Annotated in this window: 18 protein-coding genes and 1 other annotated feature; of the genes, 15 read left to right on the forward strand and 3 right to left on the reverse strand. The window is 51.2% G+C overall.

The genetic code is table 11. The features are described 5' to 3' along the window. Nucleotides 1-565: 565 nt before the first annotated feature. Nucleotides 566-2,413, reverse strand: a complete 1,848-nt coding sequence (locus C7E00_RS07055) for an IS1634 family transposase (RefSeq protein ID WP_135358184.1) — start codon at nt 2,411-2,413, stop codon at nt 566-568. A 134-nt stretch (nt 2,414-2,547) separates the two neighbouring features. Further along, nucleotides 2,548-2,784: a binding site (T-box leader), on the forward strand. Between the two features lie 41 nt (nt 2,785-2,825). Between C7E00_RS07055 and C7E00_RS07060 the strand changes: the two genes are divergently transcribed. The 11 genes from C7E00_RS07060 (at nt 2,826) to C7E00_RS07110 (ending at nt 13,307) form a co-directional block, all read left to right on the forward strand. After that, nucleotides 2,826-3,935 (forward strand): methionine ABC transporter ATP-binding protein, encoded by a 1,110-nt coding sequence (locus C7E00_RS07060; protein ID WP_105303622.1) that lies wholly within the window; start codon nt 2,826-2,828, stop codon nt 3,933-3,935. Then, entirely contained in the window at nt 3,919-4,626 is a 708-nt protein-coding gene (locus C7E00_RS07065; RefSeq protein ID WP_105303623.1) for a methionine ABC transporter permease, read from the forward strand. Before C7E00_RS07060 ends, C7E00_RS07065 begins: the two co-directional genes overlap by 17 nt. A 19-nt stretch (nt 4,627-4,645) precedes the next feature. Next, complete coding sequence (locus C7E00_RS07070; protein WP_105303624.1) at nt 4,646-5,632, forward strand: MetQ/NlpA family ABC transporter substrate-binding protein; 987 nt, start codon at nt 4,646-4,648, stop codon at nt 5,630-5,632. A 48-nt stretch (nt 5,633-5,680) separates the two neighbouring features. Beyond that, nucleotides 5,681-6,877 carry a M20 metallopeptidase family protein gene (locus C7E00_RS07075; RefSeq protein WP_105303625.1) on the forward strand — a complete coding sequence of 399 codons (1,197 nt, stop codon included), beginning with the start codon at nt 5,681-5,683 and terminating at the stop codon, nt 6,875-6,877. Between the two features lie 138 nt (nt 6,878-7,015). Beyond that, complete coding sequence (locus C7E00_RS07080) at nt 7,016-7,429, forward strand: C-GCAxxG-C-C family protein (RefSeq protein WP_105303626.1); 414 nt, start codon at nt 7,016-7,018, stop codon at nt 7,427-7,429. A gap of 2 nt (nt 7,430-7,431) precedes the next feature. Continuing rightward, nucleotides 7,432-7,851 carry a flavodoxin domain-containing protein gene (locus C7E00_RS07085; protein WP_167836509.1) on the forward strand — a complete coding sequence of 140 codons (420 nt, stop codon included), beginning with the start codon at nt 7,432-7,434 and terminating at the stop codon, nt 7,849-7,851. Between the two features lie 56 nt (nt 7,852-7,907). Then, nucleotides 7,908-8,348 carry a bis(5'-nucleosyl)-tetraphosphatase gene (locus tag C7E00_RS07090; protein ID WP_105303628.1) on the forward strand — a complete coding sequence of 147 codons (441 nt, stop codon included), beginning with the start codon at nt 7,908-7,910 and terminating at the stop codon, nt 8,346-8,348. A gap of 77 nt (nt 8,349-8,425) precedes the next feature. Beyond that, complete coding sequence (locus C7E00_RS07095; protein ID WP_135358185.1) at nt 8,426-9,226, forward strand: hypothetical protein; 801 nt, start codon at nt 8,426-8,428, stop codon at nt 9,224-9,226. A 42-nt stretch (nt 9,227-9,268) separates the two neighbouring features. Then, nucleotides 9,269-12,262: a bacterial Ig-like domain-containing protein gene (locus C7E00_RS07100; protein WP_167836510.1), complete on the forward strand. Its 2,994-nt coding sequence runs from the start codon at nt 9,269-9,271 to the stop codon at nt 12,260-12,262. Next, entirely contained in the window at nt 12,259-12,537 is a 279-nt protein-coding gene (locus tag C7E00_RS07105) for a ParB/RepB/Spo0J family partition protein (RefSeq protein WP_105303631.1), read from the forward strand. The genes C7E00_RS07100 and C7E00_RS07105 overlap by 4 nt, the downstream gene beginning before the upstream one ends. A 2-nt stretch (nt 12,538-12,539) precedes the next feature. Then, nucleotides 12,540-13,307, forward strand: a complete 768-nt coding sequence (locus C7E00_RS07110; RefSeq protein ID WP_105303632.1) for a pseudouridine synthase — start codon at nt 12,540-12,542, stop codon at nt 13,305-13,307. On the opposite strand, the gene C7E00_RS07115 is transcribed toward C7E00_RS07110, so the two are convergent. Then, nucleotides 13,253-14,902, reverse strand: coding sequence for an Rqc2 family fibronectin-binding protein (locus tag C7E00_RS07115; RefSeq protein ID WP_105303633.1), 1,650 nt, complete (start codon nt 14,900-14,902; stop codon nt 13,253-13,255). The two genes, C7E00_RS07110 and C7E00_RS07115, sit on opposite strands and share 55 nt — an antisense overlap. A gap of 90 nt (nt 14,903-14,992) precedes the next feature. On the opposite strand from C7E00_RS07115, the gene gmk reads away from it, so the two are divergent. Beyond that, the gene (gmk, locus tag C7E00_RS07120; protein ID WP_105303634.1) at nt 14,993-15,568 is read left to right on the forward strand and encodes a guanylate kinase; all 576 of its coding nucleotides are present in this window, start codon (nt 14,993-14,995) and stop codon (nt 15,566-15,568) included. 537 nt (nt 15,569-16,105) lie between these two features. On the opposite strand, the gene rpsD is transcribed toward gmk, so the two are convergent. Next, on the reverse strand, nt 16,106-16,708 hold the full coding sequence (gene rpsD / locus C7E00_RS07130) for a 30S ribosomal protein S4 (RefSeq protein ID WP_105303636.1): 603 nt from the start codon (nt 16,706-16,708) through the stop codon (nt 16,106-16,108). A 263-nt stretch (nt 16,709-16,971) separates the two neighbouring features. Between rpsD and C7E00_RS07135 the strand changes: the two genes are divergently transcribed. Genes C7E00_RS07135 through thiI form a run of 3 tightly spaced genes read left to right on the forward strand, consistent with a single transcriptional unit; the run spans nt 16,972 to nt 21,002 of the window. Beyond that, nucleotides 16,972-18,702: a septation ring formation regulator EzrA gene (locus C7E00_RS07135; protein WP_105303637.1), complete on the forward strand. Its 1,731-nt coding sequence runs from the start codon at nt 16,972-16,974 to the stop codon at nt 18,700-18,702. Continuing rightward, on the forward strand, nt 18,683-19,828 hold the full coding sequence (locus C7E00_RS07140) for a cysteine desulfurase family protein (protein WP_105303638.1): 1,146 nt from the start codon (nt 18,683-18,685) through the stop codon (nt 19,826-19,828). Before C7E00_RS07135 ends, C7E00_RS07140 begins: the two co-directional genes overlap by 20 nt. Beyond that, nucleotides 19,815-21,002 (forward strand): tRNA uracil 4-sulfurtransferase ThiI, encoded by a 1,188-nt coding sequence (thiI, locus tag C7E00_RS07145; protein WP_105303639.1) that lies wholly within the window; start codon nt 19,815-19,817, stop codon nt 21,000-21,002. The genes C7E00_RS07140 and thiI overlap by 14 nt, the downstream gene beginning before the upstream one ends. The last annotated feature ends 6 nt before the right edge of the window (nt 21,003-21,008 follow it).

Below are 21,008 nucleotides of genomic sequence, written 5' to 3' on the forward strand. Positions count from 1 at the left end.
GCATGCATGATTTCTTTCTCATTTTCTGCATGTTGGAAAAACAACATAAATAAGATCTCTAAAATCCTATGAATTCCTGATCTTGGATCCTGGTTCTGGGTCCGGAAGGACGGATATTTCTGAATGATTTTCTGAAGAATGGATCAGAGCCCTGCAGGCATTTGATTCCAGGCTTCTGTGCCTGCCTCTTTTTGAAAATATTTACATTTCTGAAAACGATTCTGAATCTCTGATGAAAACTTTCTGAAATTCCTGATTGACAATTGTCCGGTGGTGACTAAACTAAGGGCATACAAGCGAAGAAGGGAAGAGTAACCTGCTGGAAACCTCCATAGAGAGTTCCTGTACGCTGAAAGGGAACAGGCGGAAGGCAGGTGAACATGGTCCTGGAGCTGCATCTCCGACTGAATTAGGAGATGACGGATTTCCCCGCTCAAGTTTTATAGCAAAAGTGGACAGAATGCGATTGTTATGCGGTTCTGTCCACTTTGTCTGTTTTCCCAGTTAAGGTTTATCTGAGGAATTCCAGAAATAATTATCGATTTTCCGGGGATGGGTGATCAGGTCAGTATCTGAGGAGTCTGCGCAGCTGCTGCCTGGTTCTGTGCCTCGTCCTGAGATCAATGCCGAATAGCTTCTCAATCCGTGCAAGGACTTCATCATAATAGGTGAACTGCCAGTAGGTATTGTCTTCTTCCGTTACATTGCATTTCCGTAAAGAGTCAAGAATTCGCGATGCCGTGTATTCATTGTCCATCCGGTACATCAGAAACTTCAGCATGCACAGTGCAGCGTAGCACGTTGAGAAATGAGCCTTGATGTGTTCGGTCGTCCATACATATGCTGGTCTGGTTTCCATTTCTGATTTTGTGATCCGGAATGTATGCTCAATCCTGATCAGGCCTCGATACACATCTCTTATCTTTGCCGGAGCCATCTCCATCTCGCTTGTCACGATTGCGTAGTAGCCATCGTATTTTTCTTCTTCGGCAATCTTGTCATAATCAAGCGACAGGTTTCTTCCGGTAACCTCACCGGTATCTTTATTGAAATTGATATTCCTGATATAGGACGCAGAACCAGCTGAAGTAACCCGATCGTATTTCTTCGGATTGGCAATCAGATCTTTCGCCCGTTCGATCATCAGTTCTCTCTCAAGCCGCTGCTTTCTGGCATACTTTTCGGAATAGTACACCATCTGCCGCTGAGAAGTTTTAGGCTTCTTGATCTTCACAGACCCGTCTGGCATTTCCACATGAATATTCAGCCTCACTACTTCATTTCTGATCTTGTAGGTGAATTTTACTTTACCATTACTGCTGTCAACGTCTTCGTCATCTGAGTACAGCCTGTCCGGATCAAGATAAACCGTCTCGTATCCTTTCGGATCCAGAACCCATTCTTTGAATTGCTTATCTGCTGCTCTTACAGATTTTCCGAATACATATCCGTCCATTCTTCCAGGCTTATCGCTGTCATTTGCGCCGGACAGATGCCAGATGTTCTCACTGGTATTCAGACCGCGGTCTGCTACATTGATGATTCTTCCGATCATCTGTCCTCTCCTGGCCCGTTCAATTGCAGGAATCATGTGAACCTTTTCAGATTCATTGCCGGGGTAGAGCGTATAGGTAACCGGCAGAGCATTCTTATCCAGCAGAAGCCCCATACTGACAATCGGATCAGGCCGGTGATTCTTTTCCAGTCCTCTTTTTCTCAGCTTTTTCTCAGCGATATTTCCTTCATCATCAACTTCATCAATATCAGGATGAGAGATATCAAAGTAATAGTTGGTCCCGTCATAATAACAGACTTCGGTATCACGCTGGATGAAAGACTTGGACTGATGATAAATCCACTGCTGCATAGGCTGATCATTCGCAGCAATGAGATCCATCGCTTTGTAAATCTGTTCCAGTTCAATTCCTTCCAATGGCTCAAAGTACTGATCCTTATTGGCAAAAGTATATCTTTTTGAACCGGGATCCATCAGCCTTGAAATCACGAGCAGATAGAAAATCTTCTCCATGTCATACTCGATCTTCAATCCCCTGGTCTGTCTCCTCCAGAATTCATCAAGTCTTAACTCTTTATAGATCCGTTTGAACGCAACATAACCGATATTCCGAACTGCAGATTCTCCAAGGCCGAGCTGCTCATTCAGATTGAGCATGATCGATACCGAAGAAGAATCGCTTTTCAGAGCATCCAGCTTTTCCTGTGCTTTCTGCTTCTTCGTTTCTTCTTTATAGAACTGCCTGAAATAGGCAACAGGATCCTCATACTGAGGAAAGTCACTGACAAGGCCGAGAAACTGTGCAGGCATATTGACCCATCTGCCGTCCTTATACTGTTTACCACGAAGGAAAATAGCGACCTCTCCGTTGGCGTAGGTAGTGGTTTCTACGTTCATAATGGGACCTCCAGAGAAATTATATCATAACTGGGAATAACTGGGAACACAGAATATATAAACTGCTGACAATATAAAAGGCGATATCATCGCCAAAATCCGAATCCTATTGATTATCTGGTATTAAACTCAGGATACAAGCGAAGAAGGGAAGAGTAACCTGCTGGAAACCTCCATAGAGAGTTCCTGTACGCTGAAAGGGAACAGGCGGAAGGCAGGTGAACATGGTCCTGGAGCTGCATCTCCGAACTGAATTAGGAGATGACGGATTTCCCCGTTAACGGAATAGAGTATGTCTGTACTCGATGAGGTCTGCACAGTGATGTGCCGATGAAGCAAGGTGGTAACACGGAATGATTCCCGTCCTTGGCAGTTTATGCCAGGGACGGTTTTTTGTTAAAGGAGGAAACGCATGATTGAAATCAGAAATATCTCCAAGACATTCTATATGAAGGACAACGAGATTCATGCGGTAGATGATGTCAGTCTGAAAATCGCAGATGGAGAAATCTACGGTGTTATCGGATATTCCGGTGCCGGCAAATCCACGCTCGTGCGATGTATCAATTTCCTGGAGACTCCGGATTCCGGAGAGATCATGATCGGCGGATTCGGAACGATCAGCGCCAGGAAAGGGAAGATGTATTACATTCCGGAAGGAGCTTCCAGCAAGCCTGAGAATGCAAAGCCGGTCAGCGAAAAAGATCTGAACCGAATGCGCCGATCCATCGGCATGATCTTCCAGCACTTCAATCTGCTTGACCGCAGCACGGTGTATGAGAACGTCGCGTTTCCGCTGCGATACAGCGGAAAATCCAAGGCAGAGATCGATGCGAAGGTCAAGGAGCTGCTGAATCTCGTGGATCTCGGCGATCGGCTGAACTCCTATCCGAGCGAACTGTCCGGCGGCCAGAAACAGCGGGTCGCAATTGCCAGAGCGCTTGCGAATGATCCGAAGATCCTGCTCAGCGATGAAGCAACTTCCGCACTCGATCCGGATGTCACCGAATCAATCCTGAAGCTGCTCAAGGATCTCAATCAGAAGCTCGGCGTCACGATCGTAATGATCACCCATGAGATGGCGGTCATCAAGGAAATCTGCCAGCGGGTTGCCGTCATGGAAAACGGCAAAGTCGTGGAAGAAGGTCCGGTCTATGACATCTTCTCCCATCCGGTTGAGCCGATCACGAAACGCTTCGTCTCGAAATCCAGCGGACTTGGCAATGTGAACCGTCTGCTGAGCGAAGACAGCACATTAGTCAGAACGGACAAGGACAGCCGGCTGCTGAAGCTGCAGTTTGATGAGAACAGCGTCGGCGATGCGATGATCTCGATGGTATCCAGAAAGTTCGAAGTCGACCTGAACATCGTCATCGCAAACGTTGAGATGCTGCAGGGAAAGCCGCTTGGCGGCATGATCGTCCTCATCCGCGGCGACCGCAGCAAGATCGGTGAAGCAATCGAATTCATGAAGAGCTGTCAGGTACAGGTGGAGGCAATTGAAAATGAACGGATTTCTTGAAAACTTGTTCCCGAACCTCTTCGATTACATGAAGGAGTTCCAGAAGGCAGTTGCTGCTACCTGGCAGATGTTCTGGCTGGCCGGAATCCTGTCATTCCTGATCGGGCTATGCCTTGGCGTGATTCTCGAAGCTGCGAAACCTTCCGGCATCCGCCCGAATAAAGGCCTGTATCACATCACGGATGTGGTTGTGAACGTGTTCCGTTCGATCCCGTTCGTGATCCTGCTGATCTTCCTGATCCCGCTGACCCGCGCCATTACCGGTACGGCCATCGGCGTCAAAGGTGCCATCATCCCGCTCGTCTTCGGCTGCGTGCCATTCTATACGAGACAAGTGGAAACCGCATTGGCCAACGTCGATCCGGGCAAGATCGAAGCAGCCCGCTCGATGGGCTGCACCACGAAAGACATCATCTTCCGGGTATACCTGCATGAAGCAGTTCCGGAACTGATCCGCGTCACCACCACAACCGCCATCAGCCTGATCGGTCTGACCACGATGGCAGGCGCCGTCGGCGCAGGCGGAATCGGAAGCTTCGCAATCAACTACGGCCAGAGTCTGCACCACCAGGACATCGTCAACGTATGCGTGATTCTGCTGCTGATCCTCGTATCCCTGCTTCAGACCTTAGGAAATGCACTTGCAAAAAAGACTACGAACCGGGCACTGTTCCGGAAATATGTGAAATAGAAAATAGGAGAAAAAGAATATGAACAACATCAGAAAAGTATTTGCTTCCATTCTCGCAGTAAGCACGCTGACCGCCTGCGGCTCCAGCTCCTCCAGCACTGCTGCAGCAGCTTCTGCGGCCGCATCCGCATCTGCAACCAGCACCGCAGTCGCTGCTGCATCCGGCGATCCGATTCAGATTGCGATTCCGGATGATCCGACCAACGGCGGCCGTGCCATCAAGCTGCTTGAATCCGCAGGTCTGATCGAAGTAGATCCGGCTGCCGGCTATGCTCCGGAAACTAAGGACATCACGAAGTATCTGTACAACATCGAGATCGTTCCGCAGTCTGCTGATACGCTGCCGCAGACCCTCGATGACCTCGGCGCTGCTACGATCAACGGAACCTATGCAATTCCGGCTGGCCTGAATCCTGAAAAAGACGGCCTGATCATTGAAGACCAGGGCGAAGGCGGAGACAACCCTTATGTCAATGTCATCGTTGCCCGCACTGCTGACAAGGACAATGAAACCTACAAGACCATCGTCGCAGCATTCCAGACTCAGTATGTCGCTGACTACATCCTCGGCAAATACGAGAATGCATTCTATCCGGTCTTCGATTATGAATCTGATGAAGCAGAACAGAACAAGGCTTCTGTAGTCGAAGAAGTCGATTCCTATGAATCCTCTGAAGATGGCAAGACTGTCGTCACCGTCGGTGTCTGCGGCGCCAACAACGATCAGTGGAAAGCAGTTCAGAAAGTTCTCGATGATGAGAATGCAGGCATCTACATCGAACTTGTTTCCTTTGATTCCTATGATCTTCCGAACGATGCTCTGAACGCAGGTGACATCGATCTGAACTCCTTCCAGCACAAGGCATACCTCGCTAACGAAGTCGAAGCACAGGGGTATGAGATCGAAGCAATCGGCGACACGCTCATCGCTCCGCTGACTCTCTATTCCAAGAAGTATTCTTCTCTGGATGATCTGAAGGCAGCTGCCGGAACCGCTGCAGAATAACCAAGCAGGAACAGCCGCGAGGCTGTTCCTTTCAGGGAGGCATATCATATGAACGAACTGGAACAGAAAATCATGGATCAGACCTTTGCAGACCATGACTATGTGGTCGGTCTGCGCCGCTATTTCCACGAACACCCGGAAATCGCAAAAGAAGAATTCAACACGCAGAAGCGCATCGAGGAAGAACTCGACAAGCTCGGCATCCCGCATAAGCGCATTGCCGGAACCGGCGTCTATGCCGAAATCAGAGGCAATCTCCCCGGAAAGAGAACCATTGTTCTCAGGGCCGACATTGATGCTCTGCCGGAGCAGGAAGAACATGACTGCCCTTACAAGAGCCAGATTCCGAACCGCATGCACGCATGCGGACATGATGCCCATGACGCTGCCCTGATCGGAGCAGCCAGAATCCTGAATGCCAACAAGGATCTCTTCAGCGGAACGATCCGCTTCACCTGGCAGCCAGGCGAAGAGATCGGCTATGGCGCCAGAGTCATCGTCGATGAAGGAGACCTCGATGGCGCAGATCGCACGTTCGGCGAACATCTCGCCAGCGATGTGACGGCAGGGGATATCGCCATCACCCCGGGCCCGAACAACGCCAGCGTCGACTGGTTCCGCATCACGGTCCACGGCAAAGCAGCCCACGTCTCCGTTCCGCACAGAGGCATCGATGCACTGTATATCGCCAGCCAGATCGTCGTTGCGATCCAGGCTCTGATCACCCGCCGCACTTCGCCGATGGACAATGTCCTCGTCGGCATCGGAAAGTTCACTTCCGGCGATGCCTACAACATCGTCGCCGCAGAAGCCAAACTCGAAGGCACGATCCGGGTCTTCAAGCCAGAGATCCGCAAGCAGGTCAAAGCAGACATCGAACGCCTGTCGACGAATATCGCAGAATCCTATGGCGGAACGGTAAGCTTCGAATGGAATGACAATACGTCGCCGCTGATCAATGATGAGAAGGCAGCTGCTGAAGCGCAGAAGACTGCCATCGGTCTCTTCGGCAGCGAGCATGTCGTCACGAATCGTGCACCTGCCTTAGGCGGCGATGACTTCGCAGAGTTTATTCTGAAGGTTCCTGGCGTCTATGCCTATGTAGGCTCCGGCAACGACAGCCGTCCGGAAACGAGAGTCGCGCACCACGACACGCACTTCGATATCGATGAGGACTGCCTCAGAGTCGGGGTTGCGATGTATGCGGCTTATGCGATCGAATACCTGAACGGCACCCTGGACTGAATCATGCTGGCAGACGGAAATGAGCTTCCGCCTGTCTTTGTTCTGGTTTGTCATTTTCCGCAATCTGTATGAATCAGAAAGTCTCATGCTTTGTTCTGAACCGGAAATTCTTATAATTGGTAGAGGAAAGGGAGAACGATGGAACCAAGAAGAGAACAGGCAGTAAAACGGAGAATGTCCGGATACAATTGTGCCCAGGCAGTGCTCTGCACCTATTCGGATCAGTGCGATCTGTCTGAAAAAGAACTGTATCAGATCTCGGAAGGACTGGGCGGAGGCCTCGGATGTTCGCTCGGTACGTGCGGAGCGCTGAATGCAGCAGTGATGCTGGCCGGGCTGAAATACAGCAGCGGCGATCCTGGCAATCTGACCAGAGGAACCACGATGGCAATCGCTTCCGCGATGACGAAGAAGTTCAAGGAACAGGCAGGAGCGCTTCGCTGCCGTGATCTGAAAGGAATTGATACCGGAAAGATGCTCTGTTCGTGTCCGGACTGCGTGCGGATCGCATGCGATCTGGCCGAAGCATATCTGTACAAGGAGGAAGACTGACGATGAAACTTGCAATTGCTTACTGGACGAATACCGGCAATACCCAGGAGATGGCAGAAGCCATCGAGCAGGGAGCGAAAGAAGCTGGAGCAGAGACGGAACTCTGCATGATTGATGAACTGGAAGATCCGGAAACCTGCGATGTGATCGCCATGGGCTGCCCGGCCATGGGAAATGAGGAACTCGATGGCATCTTCCGGGGTTATTACAGCCAGCTGAAACCGGAGCTGAAGGGAAAGAAAGTGGCTCTGTTCGGTTCGTGGGGCTGGGGCAATGGCGCCTACATGGACGCATGGAAGAAGGACTGCCAGGATGCAGGCATGGTGCTGATTGCAGAACCGATGCTCTGTCAGAAGAAACCGGATGAAGCGGGGCTGAATGCGTGCAGACAGTTCGGCCGGAAGCTTGCTGAAGCGAAGTAATCCGGAAAGTCTGATTGTGATATACTGAACGATGTCAGCGTAAGGGAGGTTGCGAGATGACAGCAGAAGCGAAAGAGAAATCATGCGGAGCAATTGTCTGCAAGATCCAGGACGGAGATATCTACACCCTGGTCATCCGGCAGAATGACGGCCACTGGGGATTCCCGAAGGGACATGTTGAAGATCAGGAAACGGAACAGGAAACAGCCAGACGGGAAGTCCGAGAAGAGACTGGCGTGAAGATCCGGTTCATCGACGGGTTCCGGGAAGAAACACATTATAGTCCGAGACCTGGTGTTCAGAAGGATGTGGTCTATTTCATGGCCAACCCGGATGGAGGAAAGCTTTGTGCACAGGAAGAAGAAATCTCGGAGCTTCACTGGGTGCGCCTGGTGGATGCGGCAGCACTTCTGACTTACGATAACGATGCAAATCTTCTGAGAAAAGCAGTCCGCTTTCTGAAGGAAACCGAGTCAGAGCAGACGGAGGCGGAATGATTCACCTGGCTCTGATTCCATGTGAACAGGCTGAAGAGCTCTTTCCGCCAGAACAATGGCCAGAAGAGCTTTTTCGTTTGCAGAGAGAGATTCCTCTTCAGGCATGGCAGATCTATCGCAATGGCAGGAAACTTGCCATTGCTGATATCAGAATCCATTCCGGCGGAACTGCGATTCTGATGATTATTCCGGAAAAGGACCGGAAGAAAGAAGAATATGCCGAAGGCATCAATGTCCTGACGGAGAAGATCCTGAAGCTGTTTCATCCGCAGGAGGTTCTGACCTTCACGAAAGCGCCGGTTTTCCGTAATGCCTGCATTGTCTGCCGGTATTATCCGAAGGGCAGGCTGATGCGCTATGTGCCGGATTCATGGAGATACCGGATCCCGGATTCCTGCTTCGATGAAGAAGGATATCTCATCTACCAGGGCAGGATGAAGGACATTCCATTCGGCTTCCGGGATACTTCCGAAACGGGCTGCGGATGGATTGCCTGCTGGAATCTCATGAAGATGCTTCACCAGGATGTCTCGATGGAAGAAGCCAGCAAAGGGCTCAGCCGCCATAACCTGACCGGCGGACTGTTCGGACAGGATTTTGCCGGCATCGTCTTCTGGCTGAAGAAACATGGCGTGCATGGTTCGCTTGTGATCGGAACCCAGGAGAAAGTCGCTGCTGCAATGCAGAAAAGCAATTTCGGCATCCTGCTCTACCGGCATCAGACCGCGGCGCATTATACGGCTTTCCGCAGAAGATCTCCATTCCGCTTTCAGTTCTACAATGCGGTATACGGGCAGCGGATTGTCGAGAAGCCTGAGGAGTTTCTGAAGAAACGGTCAATCTGGCCGGTCGCGATTGCGGTGGTCGTTCAGGACTAAAAGGCAGTGAACACTTTCCTTATTTATAGTAAAATGATACGCATGAACAGAAAAAAGACGAACCGGATCCCGCATGGGAAGAAGATTCTGAGCCTGCTGTTCAGCGCATCTTTTCTTTTCGCGGCGCTGACGCCTGTGCAGGCCATAGAGCCGGGAGATACGCCATCCGATGGCCGCTACCATCTGGTGGACTTTGAAACCGGCAATTCCGTCATCGAAGCATTTGACACTTATGAAGAAGCAGCTGCCCGCTTCAGCGAGCTGGAAGGAGATTATGTCAACCTCGGCATCGTCAAGGATGCCGTGACCCTGAAAGCAGAATATGCCATGGCCTATCTGAAAACCACGGAAGCCTGCGATTACAATGTCACCTATACGAATGCCATTGACGGTGCTTCGAGGGAGATCAACGGATGCGCTGGCAAGGATGCGGCTTATCTCACGACGAACGACGACGGGACAGAAGCGGAGTTCATGATTTCCGGGGCAAAAGCCTGGGCAAGCATCGATAATGTCACGATCGTGCCGCTGCAGAATGTGACGACGCGTCTGACGATGTATCTGGTTGAGGGCGGCAAGCTCTACCATGAGATCAAGAGCCAGATGGATGATGACAACTATGCGGTCATCATCGATCAGGGAACTGCGCCTGACTTCCTGGAAGAAGGCGAGGCATATTACAGCTTCGACGGACATTATTTCTATTCCGATGACAGTCTGTATGCGATGCTGGATGATCTGCGGAACAATGTCCATGAAGCCGCCGTCAATGCCGGCAATCCATGGTATGACTACTACCAGTATGTCAGCCACCGGACACTGACTAATGCCTCGTATCAGGACATGGAATCGTATCTGACCGGAACGATGGACGTACAGGGGCAGATCGATTTCTATTCGGATAACGAGAAAGACGGCATCAATGATACGCTGACCCGCTCCCAGTACTACGGCAATATCGTGAGCTTCTGGCAGTATCAGTATGAATACGGGGCTAATGCGCTCATGATGCTTGCCATCAGCCAGGATGAATCCGGCAGCGGCCGCAGTGCGCTGAGCTATACGCGCAACAACCTGTTCTCGCATGCAGCATACGACAACGATGCAGAAGCCAATGCATCGCGGTTCACGACGCTGGCAAACAGCGTGTATTCGCATGCCCGCTATTATATTTCCGGGGCTTACTGCAGTCCGCTGAAAGATCAGTTCCATGGCAGTTTCTTCGGCAATCTTTCTTCAGGCATGAACGTCAGCTATTCCTCGGATCCGTACTTGGGCGAGAAGACGGCAGCCTACTACCGGAGACTCGATGAAGCACTCGGTGCCAATGACAAGAATACGTATACCCTCGGCATCCGGACCGAAGAAGGAGAGACGAAAGTCTACCAGTATCCGGACGGCATCGGCGTGCTGTACAGCACCGGAACCTCTCCGGACTTCGCCTTTGTCATTCTCGGTGAAATCTCCAATGACAGCGGCGACTGGTATGTCGTGCAGTCTGAAGCAACCATGGATCAGGATTCCAAGGTGGATCTTTCCTATAACTATGACTATGCCAATGATGTCGGATACATCCGCCAGGATGCGATTCAGATCATCCTGCAGGGAACCAAGGAAGGACAGGATTCCTATTCAACTGTGACCTTCAATGCGGATGGCGGAACGTTTGCCGGCAATGAGACAGAAGTCCGCTATCAGATCGCCAATGGCATGAACGCTGCCTGCGCTGCTCCGACCAAGGATCATGCACTGTTTATCGGATGGGACAGCAGCACGGATTCCATTACCGAAGACAAGACCTTCACTGCCCAGTACAAGGAAGTCTCTTCGATTGAGCTTTCCTCGATGCCGCAGACCGAATATGAGCTCAATGACCGGATCTGCCTGCAGAAGGGAACTGTCACGGTTCACTTCCAGGATGGAACGGAGGAAGTGACGCCGCTGACGACTTCGATGATCAGCGGATTTGATATGACCGCAGCTGGTGATCAGGAGGTCACTGTTACGTATGCCGGCTGCTCTATCTCCTATTCGATTTCCGTCAGTGCGGAGAAAGACGAGAAGCGGGCAGAGATCAAGCAGGAAATCCTCGATGCCATCAGCACGTATTCCAGCTATGAGATCATCACCGATGAAGATGCCGACCGGATCATCGCCCTCAAGGAAGAAATCGACCGGAACATGCAGCCATATCTGACCCAGAACGAGCTGCGGGCCTTTGATTCGATTGCGTATAAAGCATTCCAGGGTCATGTGCGCTATGTCGTCGATGCCAATGAATTCGGACTTGGTGTGTCTGGTCTCTGCATTTCGGTACCGCTCGGCGATTCCTTGACGAAGAAACGGTTCTGGAAAGATACGTACCGGGTCAGAATCAGCAAAGGCATCAGCGAAGAAGCAGAAGCCTCGATGGTCCGGGCAGCGGTATCCCTGGGAAACGATGAGAATGATTCCTTCACGATTACGCTGCTGAAGAACCTGAAGGATTATGATACCGACGGTCCGCTGATCTTCTCGATTGATAAGCCATCTGATGCGGAAGACGGCGATGTGTATACGGTGCTCTACTACAATCCTGAAGACGACGATGTCGAGGAATGCTATACCCGCCAGAGTGCCAACAAGATCACGTTCATGGCGAATGCCGATGGAGAATTCCTGCTGACTTCCCGCCGCACCAGCAACAATTATCTCAGCGAGGATGCGTCTGAAACGGTAACGCATGAGACCAGTTCCTATGACATGGAATGGACGTTGATCCGGGCAAGCCTTGCCTTCGGCGCAGCCCTGATCTTCCTGCTGATCCTCTGGAGAATTCTCAAGGCATTGAGAAAGAGTAAGCTGAAGAAGGAACAGATGCACCGCGAAGAAGAGAAGAAGAGTGAGAAGCCGCTCGAGGTAACTCAGGCCATCGAGATCCTGAACACCGAAATGATGAATCTCGAGGAAATCCGCAAAGCCGAAGAAGAGCAGAAGAAAAAAGAAGAGGAAGAAGAACAGAAGAAAAAGAGGTTCACTTCCCGGAGGCGGCTATGATCAACACGAAAGCGGATCTTTCAGAAATCTCTTGGGAACCGGAAGATCCCGGTGAAGTCCTGCTGGACTCCATCCGCAAGCGCGGCGTGGCAATTCCGGTCCATGTCAATCGCACCGAGGATGGCTATGTGTGCGTCGATGGCAGAAAGCGTCTGACTGCCTGTCAGATGCTGGCTGCTGAAGATCCTTCGTTTCAGAAGATTGAAGTCATGCTGATGAATGATTACAGCAAAGCCGGTAGTGCCTACTGGGGCAATACACTGAATCATCACTGATCATGAAAGAACGGATTTCCAAGAAGATCGCTGCCGCCGGCATTGCTAGCCGCCGCAAGGCAGAAGAGCTGATCCGGGCAGGGAAGGTATCCGTCAATGGCCATATTGCTGAACTTGGCGAGCAGGCCGATGACGATGACGTGATCACCGTGAACGGCAGACCGATCAGTTTTGAAGAGAAAGTCTATTACCTTCTGAACAAACCGGCAAAGGTGCTCTGCACGGTATCAGATGACCGCGGCAGAAAGACGATCCTTTCCTATCTTCCTGACGGGAAACGCATCTTTCCGGTCGGACGTCTTGATTTTGATACGACCGGCTTCCTGCTGGTGACCAATGACGGAGCGTTCAGCAATCTGCTGATTCATCCCCGCCATCATCTTCCGAAGACTTATCTCTGCAGAGTCGGAGGCCAGTTCACGAAGAAGCAGATCCGTCAGCTGGAACATGGCATTCTGCTCGAGGACGGCATGACGCTTCCGGCAGAGACAGAGATTGTGTCCTATACGGAACACCCGAAGGAGACGCTGATCTCGATCACGCTGCAGGAAGGCAGAAATCGGGAGATCCGCAGGATGATGAATTACTTCCATCACCCGGTTCTTTCCCTGCAGCGGATATCAATGGGTTCATTAACGCTTGGAGAACTGAAAGAAGGGGAGTACCGTCCCCTTCAGAAACATGAAATTGAATTGCTGAAACAGGAAGCCATGGCTCAGTCTGTTTCGATTCCGGCAGCTTCCAGGTCTTCACGGGAAGGATCGATGTAGATCGTCTTGTAGGAGCCAAGCTGTACCATACCCGGTTTTGCGCCGGGTATTTTCTTTAACTGCGAGATTGGGCAGTAATTCACCGGCACGCTGGAGCTGTTTCTTCCGGCAGAGAAGTACGCAGCGATCTCTGCCGCAAGCCTGAGCGTATATTCATCCGGATCGCTCTCATGAATCACGACATGGCTGCCATGATAATCCTTGGCATGAAGCCAGATCTCATTCCTGCGTGCATGGTGCCAGGTCAGCGCATCATTCTGCAGATTGTTCTTCCCGTAGGAAATCTTCACTCCGTTACCCAGCGTGATCGAAGAGATATGCGGACCTTCCTGGGCATGTTTCTTCTGCCGTTTCCTGGTCTGCTTTGCGGCAATATATCCGCCTTTGATCAGCTCCTGCTTGATCTCTTCTGCGGTATCGAAATCGGCCTGATCCAGCTGTTCGAGCAGGCCGGTGAAGTAGCTGATCTCATTCTCCGTGATCCCGATCTGCTCCTGAAGATATTTCTGGCCTTTCTTCAGCTTCGAATACTTCGCGTAGCATCTGCGGGCATTTCCTTTTCCGTCCAGCCTTGCATCAAGAGGGATCTTCACCGGTTCATTCGTCTCATAGTCATTCAGCGTAATGGAAGTCTGTCCCTTCGTATCATTGACCTGATGCATATACAGCAGCTCTCCATACCGGTTCCACCGGTCGCAGTCCATCGCTTCATCCATCTCTTTCAATAGCCGCGGCAGCTTCTGCTTCTGATGCTTGAGTTCCCGCCGGCATACTTTATAGATATCACCGGTGATTTCCCGGATCCGGTCTTTTTCTTCCTTATGGTAATACAGGATATCGAAACCTTCATACAGCGGGTAATGCCGGCATGCTCCGATGGACTTCAGCTCAATGCAGTGAAAGGCAGGCTTATTGCCATCATTGGCAATATAAAGCTGATCGGAATCCTGAATCTCCTGCATGATGGACGCAAATGACTGGCCGGATGCCATGCGGTATTCTGCTTCTGCAGAAAGCAGAGGCGAAAATCCTGAGAACTGCTTCAGGAGGGAAATGCCATCTTCCGGATGAGGATCCGCAAACGGATTGCGCTTGTTCTGTGCCGGGGCAGGCGTGAACTTCACCCCTGGCTGAATGATACGCTGCATGTTCTCAAACGGAGGAATCCGCTTCAGGGCATCGACGATGATCCCTTCGGCATTGACCAGGATCACGTTGGCATACTTGCCCATCAGTTCTGCGATCAGGCTCCACGTCTCAAGATCACCCATCTCATTGCGCTTGCGCACGGAAAGCGTGCACCAGCGGTCTAAGCCGGCCTGAGCGATCTCGGTGATCATGCCGCCTTCAAGGTACTTTCTCAGGACCATGATGAAATTGCCTGGCTCATCCGGTGTCGGATAGCTGCGTTCTGTGATCAGCAGGCGGTTGTATTCGGTATGGCAGGAGATCAGAAGCTGCTTTTTCCCGAGCGGTCCGTGAATCTGAAAAAGAATCTCCGAAGGGGAGATTTGATAGATCTTCTGGATGCGGGCAGGCAGACATTCCTGGATTCCCGGCATGATTTTATAAAGCAGAATTCCGTCTAGTGCCATAGCTGTTCTCCTGTTACCGGAGCATTATACCATCATTGACTCTGCCTGGCTGTCTGTGTAAATTATTACCAAGGGAAAAGGAGATCAAGCATGACAAAGAAGGGGCTGCTTATCGTGGTCAGCGGACCGTCAGGGGTTGGCAAAGGAACTGTTCTGAAAGAGTTCATGAATGATCCGGACCTGAAACTGTCATATTCCGTTTCCATGACTACCCGTGAGAAACGCCCGGGCGAAGTGGACGGAATCAATTACTATTTCGTAACTAAAGAAGAATTCGAGAAAGTCAGAGATGAAGGAGGACTGCTCGAGTGGACCGAATTCGTCGGCAACTACTACGGAACTCCGCTTGCCGGAGTAGAGAAGCTCCGCAATGAAGGCAGAAATGTGCTCCTCGAGATTGAAGTCAACGGCTGCCGGCAGGTCAAGGAGAAAGTGCCTGATGCACTGACAATCTTCATTGTACCGCCTTCCATGAAAGAGCTCGAAAAGCGCATCCGTGGCCGCAAGACTGAACCGGAAGAGATTGTCCAGCAGCGGCTTGCAAAAGCCGAGAAGGAGCTGGAAAGCACTGGCAATTACCGCTATGTCGTCTGCAACGATGACGTGAAACTCGCTGCCGATATCATACGGGTAATCATCCGCCATCATATGGAACGCGACTTCTGAGGACTGCAATGCAGTTCTCTTTTTTCTGCACCGATCATCAGATTCATGAATAGATAAAACAATCTGCGGAAATGAAAAGGAAGTCCGTACGAGCAGTGTATCGTTTTCGAACCGCTCTGCTTTCGGACTTCTGCATTTTCAGGATGTTCAGAAAAGCAATTAACAGAAAAAAAGAAAACAGAACTGGCGAAAATCCAGCGGGGGTTCCTGACCTGTCCGCCTCTATCACCAGTTCCAGAAAAAAAATATGATCAAGTCTGGAAAACTTCAATTTTTTGTTTATACCCCGGGGCGGTATAATTACTGCAGGCATATATGCCCTCCGCATGTTGCTCCCCGCGGACAAAACCGTGGGGGCTTTTTTATTGGCTCATGCTTGCATGTATAGAATTTCCGCCACATTTCCGCCACAAATAGGTGCTAACTCGTTTCAGATGGCATCGTTTGGCATCACTGACGAATACTAAAAAAGTGCGATAACTACGCAGCTTTCTGCAAAAAACCGCATAATCATCACACTTCTCAGATCCTTGCTTTTTACCTGTTGTAGTATTCAACGATCAGGGACTCGTTAATTTCCTGGTTCAGCTCAGAACGCTCCGGCAGGCGGACGAAGGTGCCCTTGCGAGCTTCCTTGTCAACATTGACGAAGGCAGGAGCTGTATAGTTGGAATCCAGGGATTCAGCAATCGGCTTCATGCTGCGGGACTTCTCGCGTACAGCGATGACGGAACCCGGCTTGATCTGTGCAGACGGGATATCAACTTTCTTGCCGTTGACTTCGATGTGTCCGTGGTTGACCAGCTGACGGGCAGCCTTTCTCGTACGAGCGAAACCCATGCGGTAGACAAGATTGTCCAGACGGGATTCGAGCAGGAGCAGGAAGTTCAGACCTGCCATGCCATCCATGTTGGATGCCTTGACGAAGGTGTTGTAGAACTGACGCTCGTTGATGCCGTACATGTTGCGGACTCTCTGCTTCTCACGGAGCTGAGTGCCGTAGCCGCTGAGCTTGATGCGCTTGGTTGGGCCATGCTGACCAGGAGCGTAAGTTCTCTTCTTGAGTTCTTCACCGGTTTCAAGGATGGAGAAGCTCAGACGTCTTGACTTCTTCCATACCGGTCCTGTATAACGTGCCATGTGTTAGTTCCTCCTTATGACAACTGGCGAAACAACAACAGGTGCAGATCACCGATGCGTTGTGTTGCTGTAATTCCGTTTCGCTTTTTGCAGCAAGTTACTCCGGCTGGAGAACCTCGTTCTCTCAGCAACGCGCTGCGCATGACTCTGCATGCTGCCATTATTTGACGCCCCATCATTATAGAGACGGGCAGTGGCAAAGTCAACGAAAACCGACCACATGATTGTGTTAGAATAAACGGGTAATCTAGAGGTGCTTGAGAATGGATACTGTCTTGAAATATCTATCAGATATCCGTATCGTCATTGCCATTGCGGCAGTGGTGGTACTGATTATTATATGGTTCATCGTCCAGAAGATCCGCAGCAACAAGTTCCGTCATCAGCTGGAGGAGCTGGAAGTCCGCTACAACACGATCAAATCCGTTCCGCTTTCGTTCAAGCTCAATAAGGCAGTGGCCATCAGCCGGGTAGAACCGGATACGATGCAGAAAGTCACGCAGACCAAGGATGACTTCGACAAAGCAGAAGCGAATCTGAAGCAGATTTCCCAGCAGCTTGCTGATACGGAAGATGAGATTCTTGCCGGAAAGCTCAAGAAGGTGAAGCCGGATCTGGCAGATCTCGAAGCTTCGATCTCGCTCGGAGAGCAGCAGGTTAGTTCGCTCGACAAGTTCCTGGACTCCATTCTGGAAAAGGAAACTGCCCAGCGCCAGGAAGTCACGGAGCTCAAGAATCATTTCCGCGATCTGCGCAATACGGCTGCCGAGAACCAGAGCCAGCTTTCCTATATCTGGCCGACGATCGAGCAGAATATCTCCGATACCGAGAAGATGTTCTCGGCATTTGAAGAATGGATGTACGCATCCGACTTCGAGAAGGCAAATGCGGAGCTGGACAATATCAGAGAGTCGATCTCCCGCCTGGAAAGCATGATCCAGTCTCTGCCGGATCTGCTCAGCGATGCCAGAGGCGTCGTTCCGAAGATGGCAGAAGTGCTGCATCAGGACTATACGACCGCCAGAGATGGTGGCGTCTATCTGGATCATCTGCAGATCGATAAGAACCTCAAGGTCATCATGGCCGGTCTCAAGGAAGACCTTGCCGGCATCAAGGATGGCAATCTGAACGGGGTCCGCGAACATCTTGATGACTACAAAGTCCGTCTCACGCAGATGGATCAGGCCGTCAAGAAGGAATCCGAATCGTTCATGGAACTCAAGAAGTTTGCCGGCGAAACCGAAACGCTGTTCCATGAGACGGAGCGCAATGCCAAGTATATCGATGATCTGTATGCACGTCTGAAGCCGCGGCTCGGACTTTCTGATATGGAAGAGCGGATCGGCAGACAGAAAGACCGTCTGGCGACCGTCTCTGCGAAGATGCCGAAAGTGTTTCAGATGTATCAGGAGAACCAGTCTCCGGCCAGCTCCGTGATGGCATCGATGAAGGAGCTGAATCAGGAAATCACCGTCTGCAACTCCGGGTTCAAGGAACTGCGGGCAGAGATCGACAATACTGCCGGAGGCGAGGATCGGGCTCGCAAGCAGCTGGTCAAGCTGCAGGTCATCATGAACCAGATGCAGGTCAAGATCCGCAAGTACAAGCTGCCTTCCATCTCGCAGCAGTATGAAGAGGATATGGCCAAGGCGAATGAGTACATTCATTCGATCGACCGTCTGATCAATGCGCCGACGCTGAACGTACAGCTGCTCAGCAGCACGCTCAAGGAAGCCATCGACTTCATCTACAAGCTTTACAACAACGTGAATAACGTCGTCGCCACAGTGATCATGGTCGAGAATACGATCGTATTCGGCAACCGCTACCGCTCTACCTATGCAGATATCGATTCCGAGCTGACCCGTTCCGAACTCTGCTTCCGGAATGGCGAATATACGCAGGCGCTGTCGATTGCCATTGCGACGATCGAGAAGATTCATCCGGGGAACTATGAGAATATGATCAAGGAGAATGCCAAGAGTGCCGCGTAGAGTTTATCTGGACAGCGGCAGCACGACTGCTGTCCATCCGGATGTTCTGAAAACTTATAAGGATCTGCTGGACCGGTACTTCGTCAACAGCGAAAGCCTGTATGACGAAGGCAGTGAAGTCCATCGCATGATGGAGAAAGCCCGCAGCGCTGCTGCCGGGCTTTTAGGCGTAAAGGCAGATGAGATCCTGTTTACTTCCGGAAGCAGCGAGTCCAACAGCCTGGCCATCAAAGGCAGCGCACTTGCCGATCCTTCCCGGAAACACCTGATCACCACGAGCATTGAGCATAGTTCTGTCATGAACTCCATGAGGCAGCTCCAGCGTCTGTTCGGCTATGAAGTCACGTATCTTCCCGTCAGTGAACAGGGTACCGTCACTGCTGACCAGGTCCGGAAAGCCCTGCGTCCGGATACGGTATTAGTCAGCATCATGCAGGCAAACAACGAGACCGGGGCAATCAATCCGATCTCTGATATTGCGGAAGTCGTGCAGAAAGAAAGCCATGCATTATTCCATGTCGATATGACGCAGGCCATCGGCAAGATCCCTTGTCCCATGGATGGCATCGATCTGGCCAGCATCAGCGCGCATAAGATTGAAGGCCTCAAAGGCAGCGGCATTCTGATGCGTCGGGAATATGTGAAGCTTGAGCCGATCATTTCCGGCGGCGAGCAGGAATTCGGTCTGCGCGGAGGAACTGCCAATGCGCCAGCGGACATCGTCTTTGCCAAGACGCTGAGACTTGCCCTTGAAAATGAGACGAAGTACGAAACCGAAGTCAGAGCGCTGCAGCAGCGGCTGATCCGCGGACTGAAAGAAATCCCCGGCATCGAGCTCAACAGCCCGGAGCACAATCTGCCATGTACCGTCAATTTCTCTTATGAGAAGATTCCGAGCGAAGTCATGCAGAATGCGCTCAACCGGCAAGGCTTCCTGGTCAGCGCCCGCTCTACCTGCGAAAGCAATTCCAATAACCCAAGCTATGTGCTGACGGCCATGGGATACAGCGACCGCAGAGCTTCCTGCTCGATCAGAATCGTACTTTCCTATCACAATACCGAAGAAGACGTTGATCGTTTTCTCTCAGCCCTGAAGGAGATTATCAGACATTATGGTGAACTATGATACTGTGCTGATCCGCTATGGAGAACTCAGCACGAAAGGAAAAAACCGGAAAGACTTCATCCGCAAGCTGGATCAGAATATCCGGCATATGCTGAAGGACTTTCCAGCCCTGACCTACCAGCGGACTTTTGACCGCATCTACATCCGTCTGAATGGCGAAGATCCTGAGAAGATCCGGGAACTGCTCTCCAAGGTTTCAGGCATCAGCTCATTCTCTTTCACGGAGAAGGTTCCATCCGATCTCAATGCGATTGAAGAAGCCTGCCTGCGCATTGCGTCCGAATCCGGCAAGCATACGTTCAAGATCATCACGAAGCGCCATGACAAGACCTTTCCGCTGAATTCCGATGGCATCAACCGAGCCGTGGCAGGGGAGATCCTGAAAGCGACCGATCTGAAAGTCGATGTCCATGAACCCGAACTGGAAATCCGGATTGAAGTCCATTCTGATTTCACGTATCTGACCAGTGAGAAGATTCCGGGAGCCGGCGGATATCCGGCCGGGATCAACGGCAAAGTGCTGCTGATGCTGTCGGGAGGAATCGATTCGCCAGTCGCTGCCTATGAACTCATGAAGCGGGGCCTGGATGTCGAAGCCGTTCACTTTGCATCTCCGCCGTATACGAGTGAGAATGCCCGTCAGAAAGTTCTTGATCTTGCGGGCATGGTATCGGTTTACAACCAGCTTCGCATGCGGGTTCATATCGTGGAATTCACCGACCTGCAGCTCGAAATCTACAAAGCCGCCGGTGATCCGTATGCAGTCACGCTGATGCGCCGCATGATGTTCCGCATCGCGGAGCAGATCGCCAGGGAAGAAGGATGCCTTGCCTTAGCAACCGGCGAGAGCGTCGGCCAGGTTGCTTCGCAGACGCTGGAATCCATTGCCTGCATCAATGAAGTGATCTCGATGCCGGTTCTGCGACCGCTCATCTGCGTGGATAAGGTAGACATTATCGACCTGGCAAGGAAGATCGGAACGTATGAGACATCGATTCTTCCGTATGAAGACTGCTGCACGATCTTCGATCCGAAGAATCCGGTGACGAAGCCCACTTCGAAGAAAGCATCATTCTATGAATCCCGCTTTGACTATGCATCCATGGTGGAGGAATGCGTGAAGAACCGCACGGAGATCACCGTTCATCCTGCCGAAGCAGAAGATTATCTCTGAACCAGG

It is taken from the genome of Anaerolactibacter massiliensis (genome assembly GCF_900290205.1).
GTDB lineage: Bacteria > Bacillota_I > Bacilli_A > Erysipelotrichales > Erysipelotrichaceae > Bulleidia > Bulleidia intestinalis.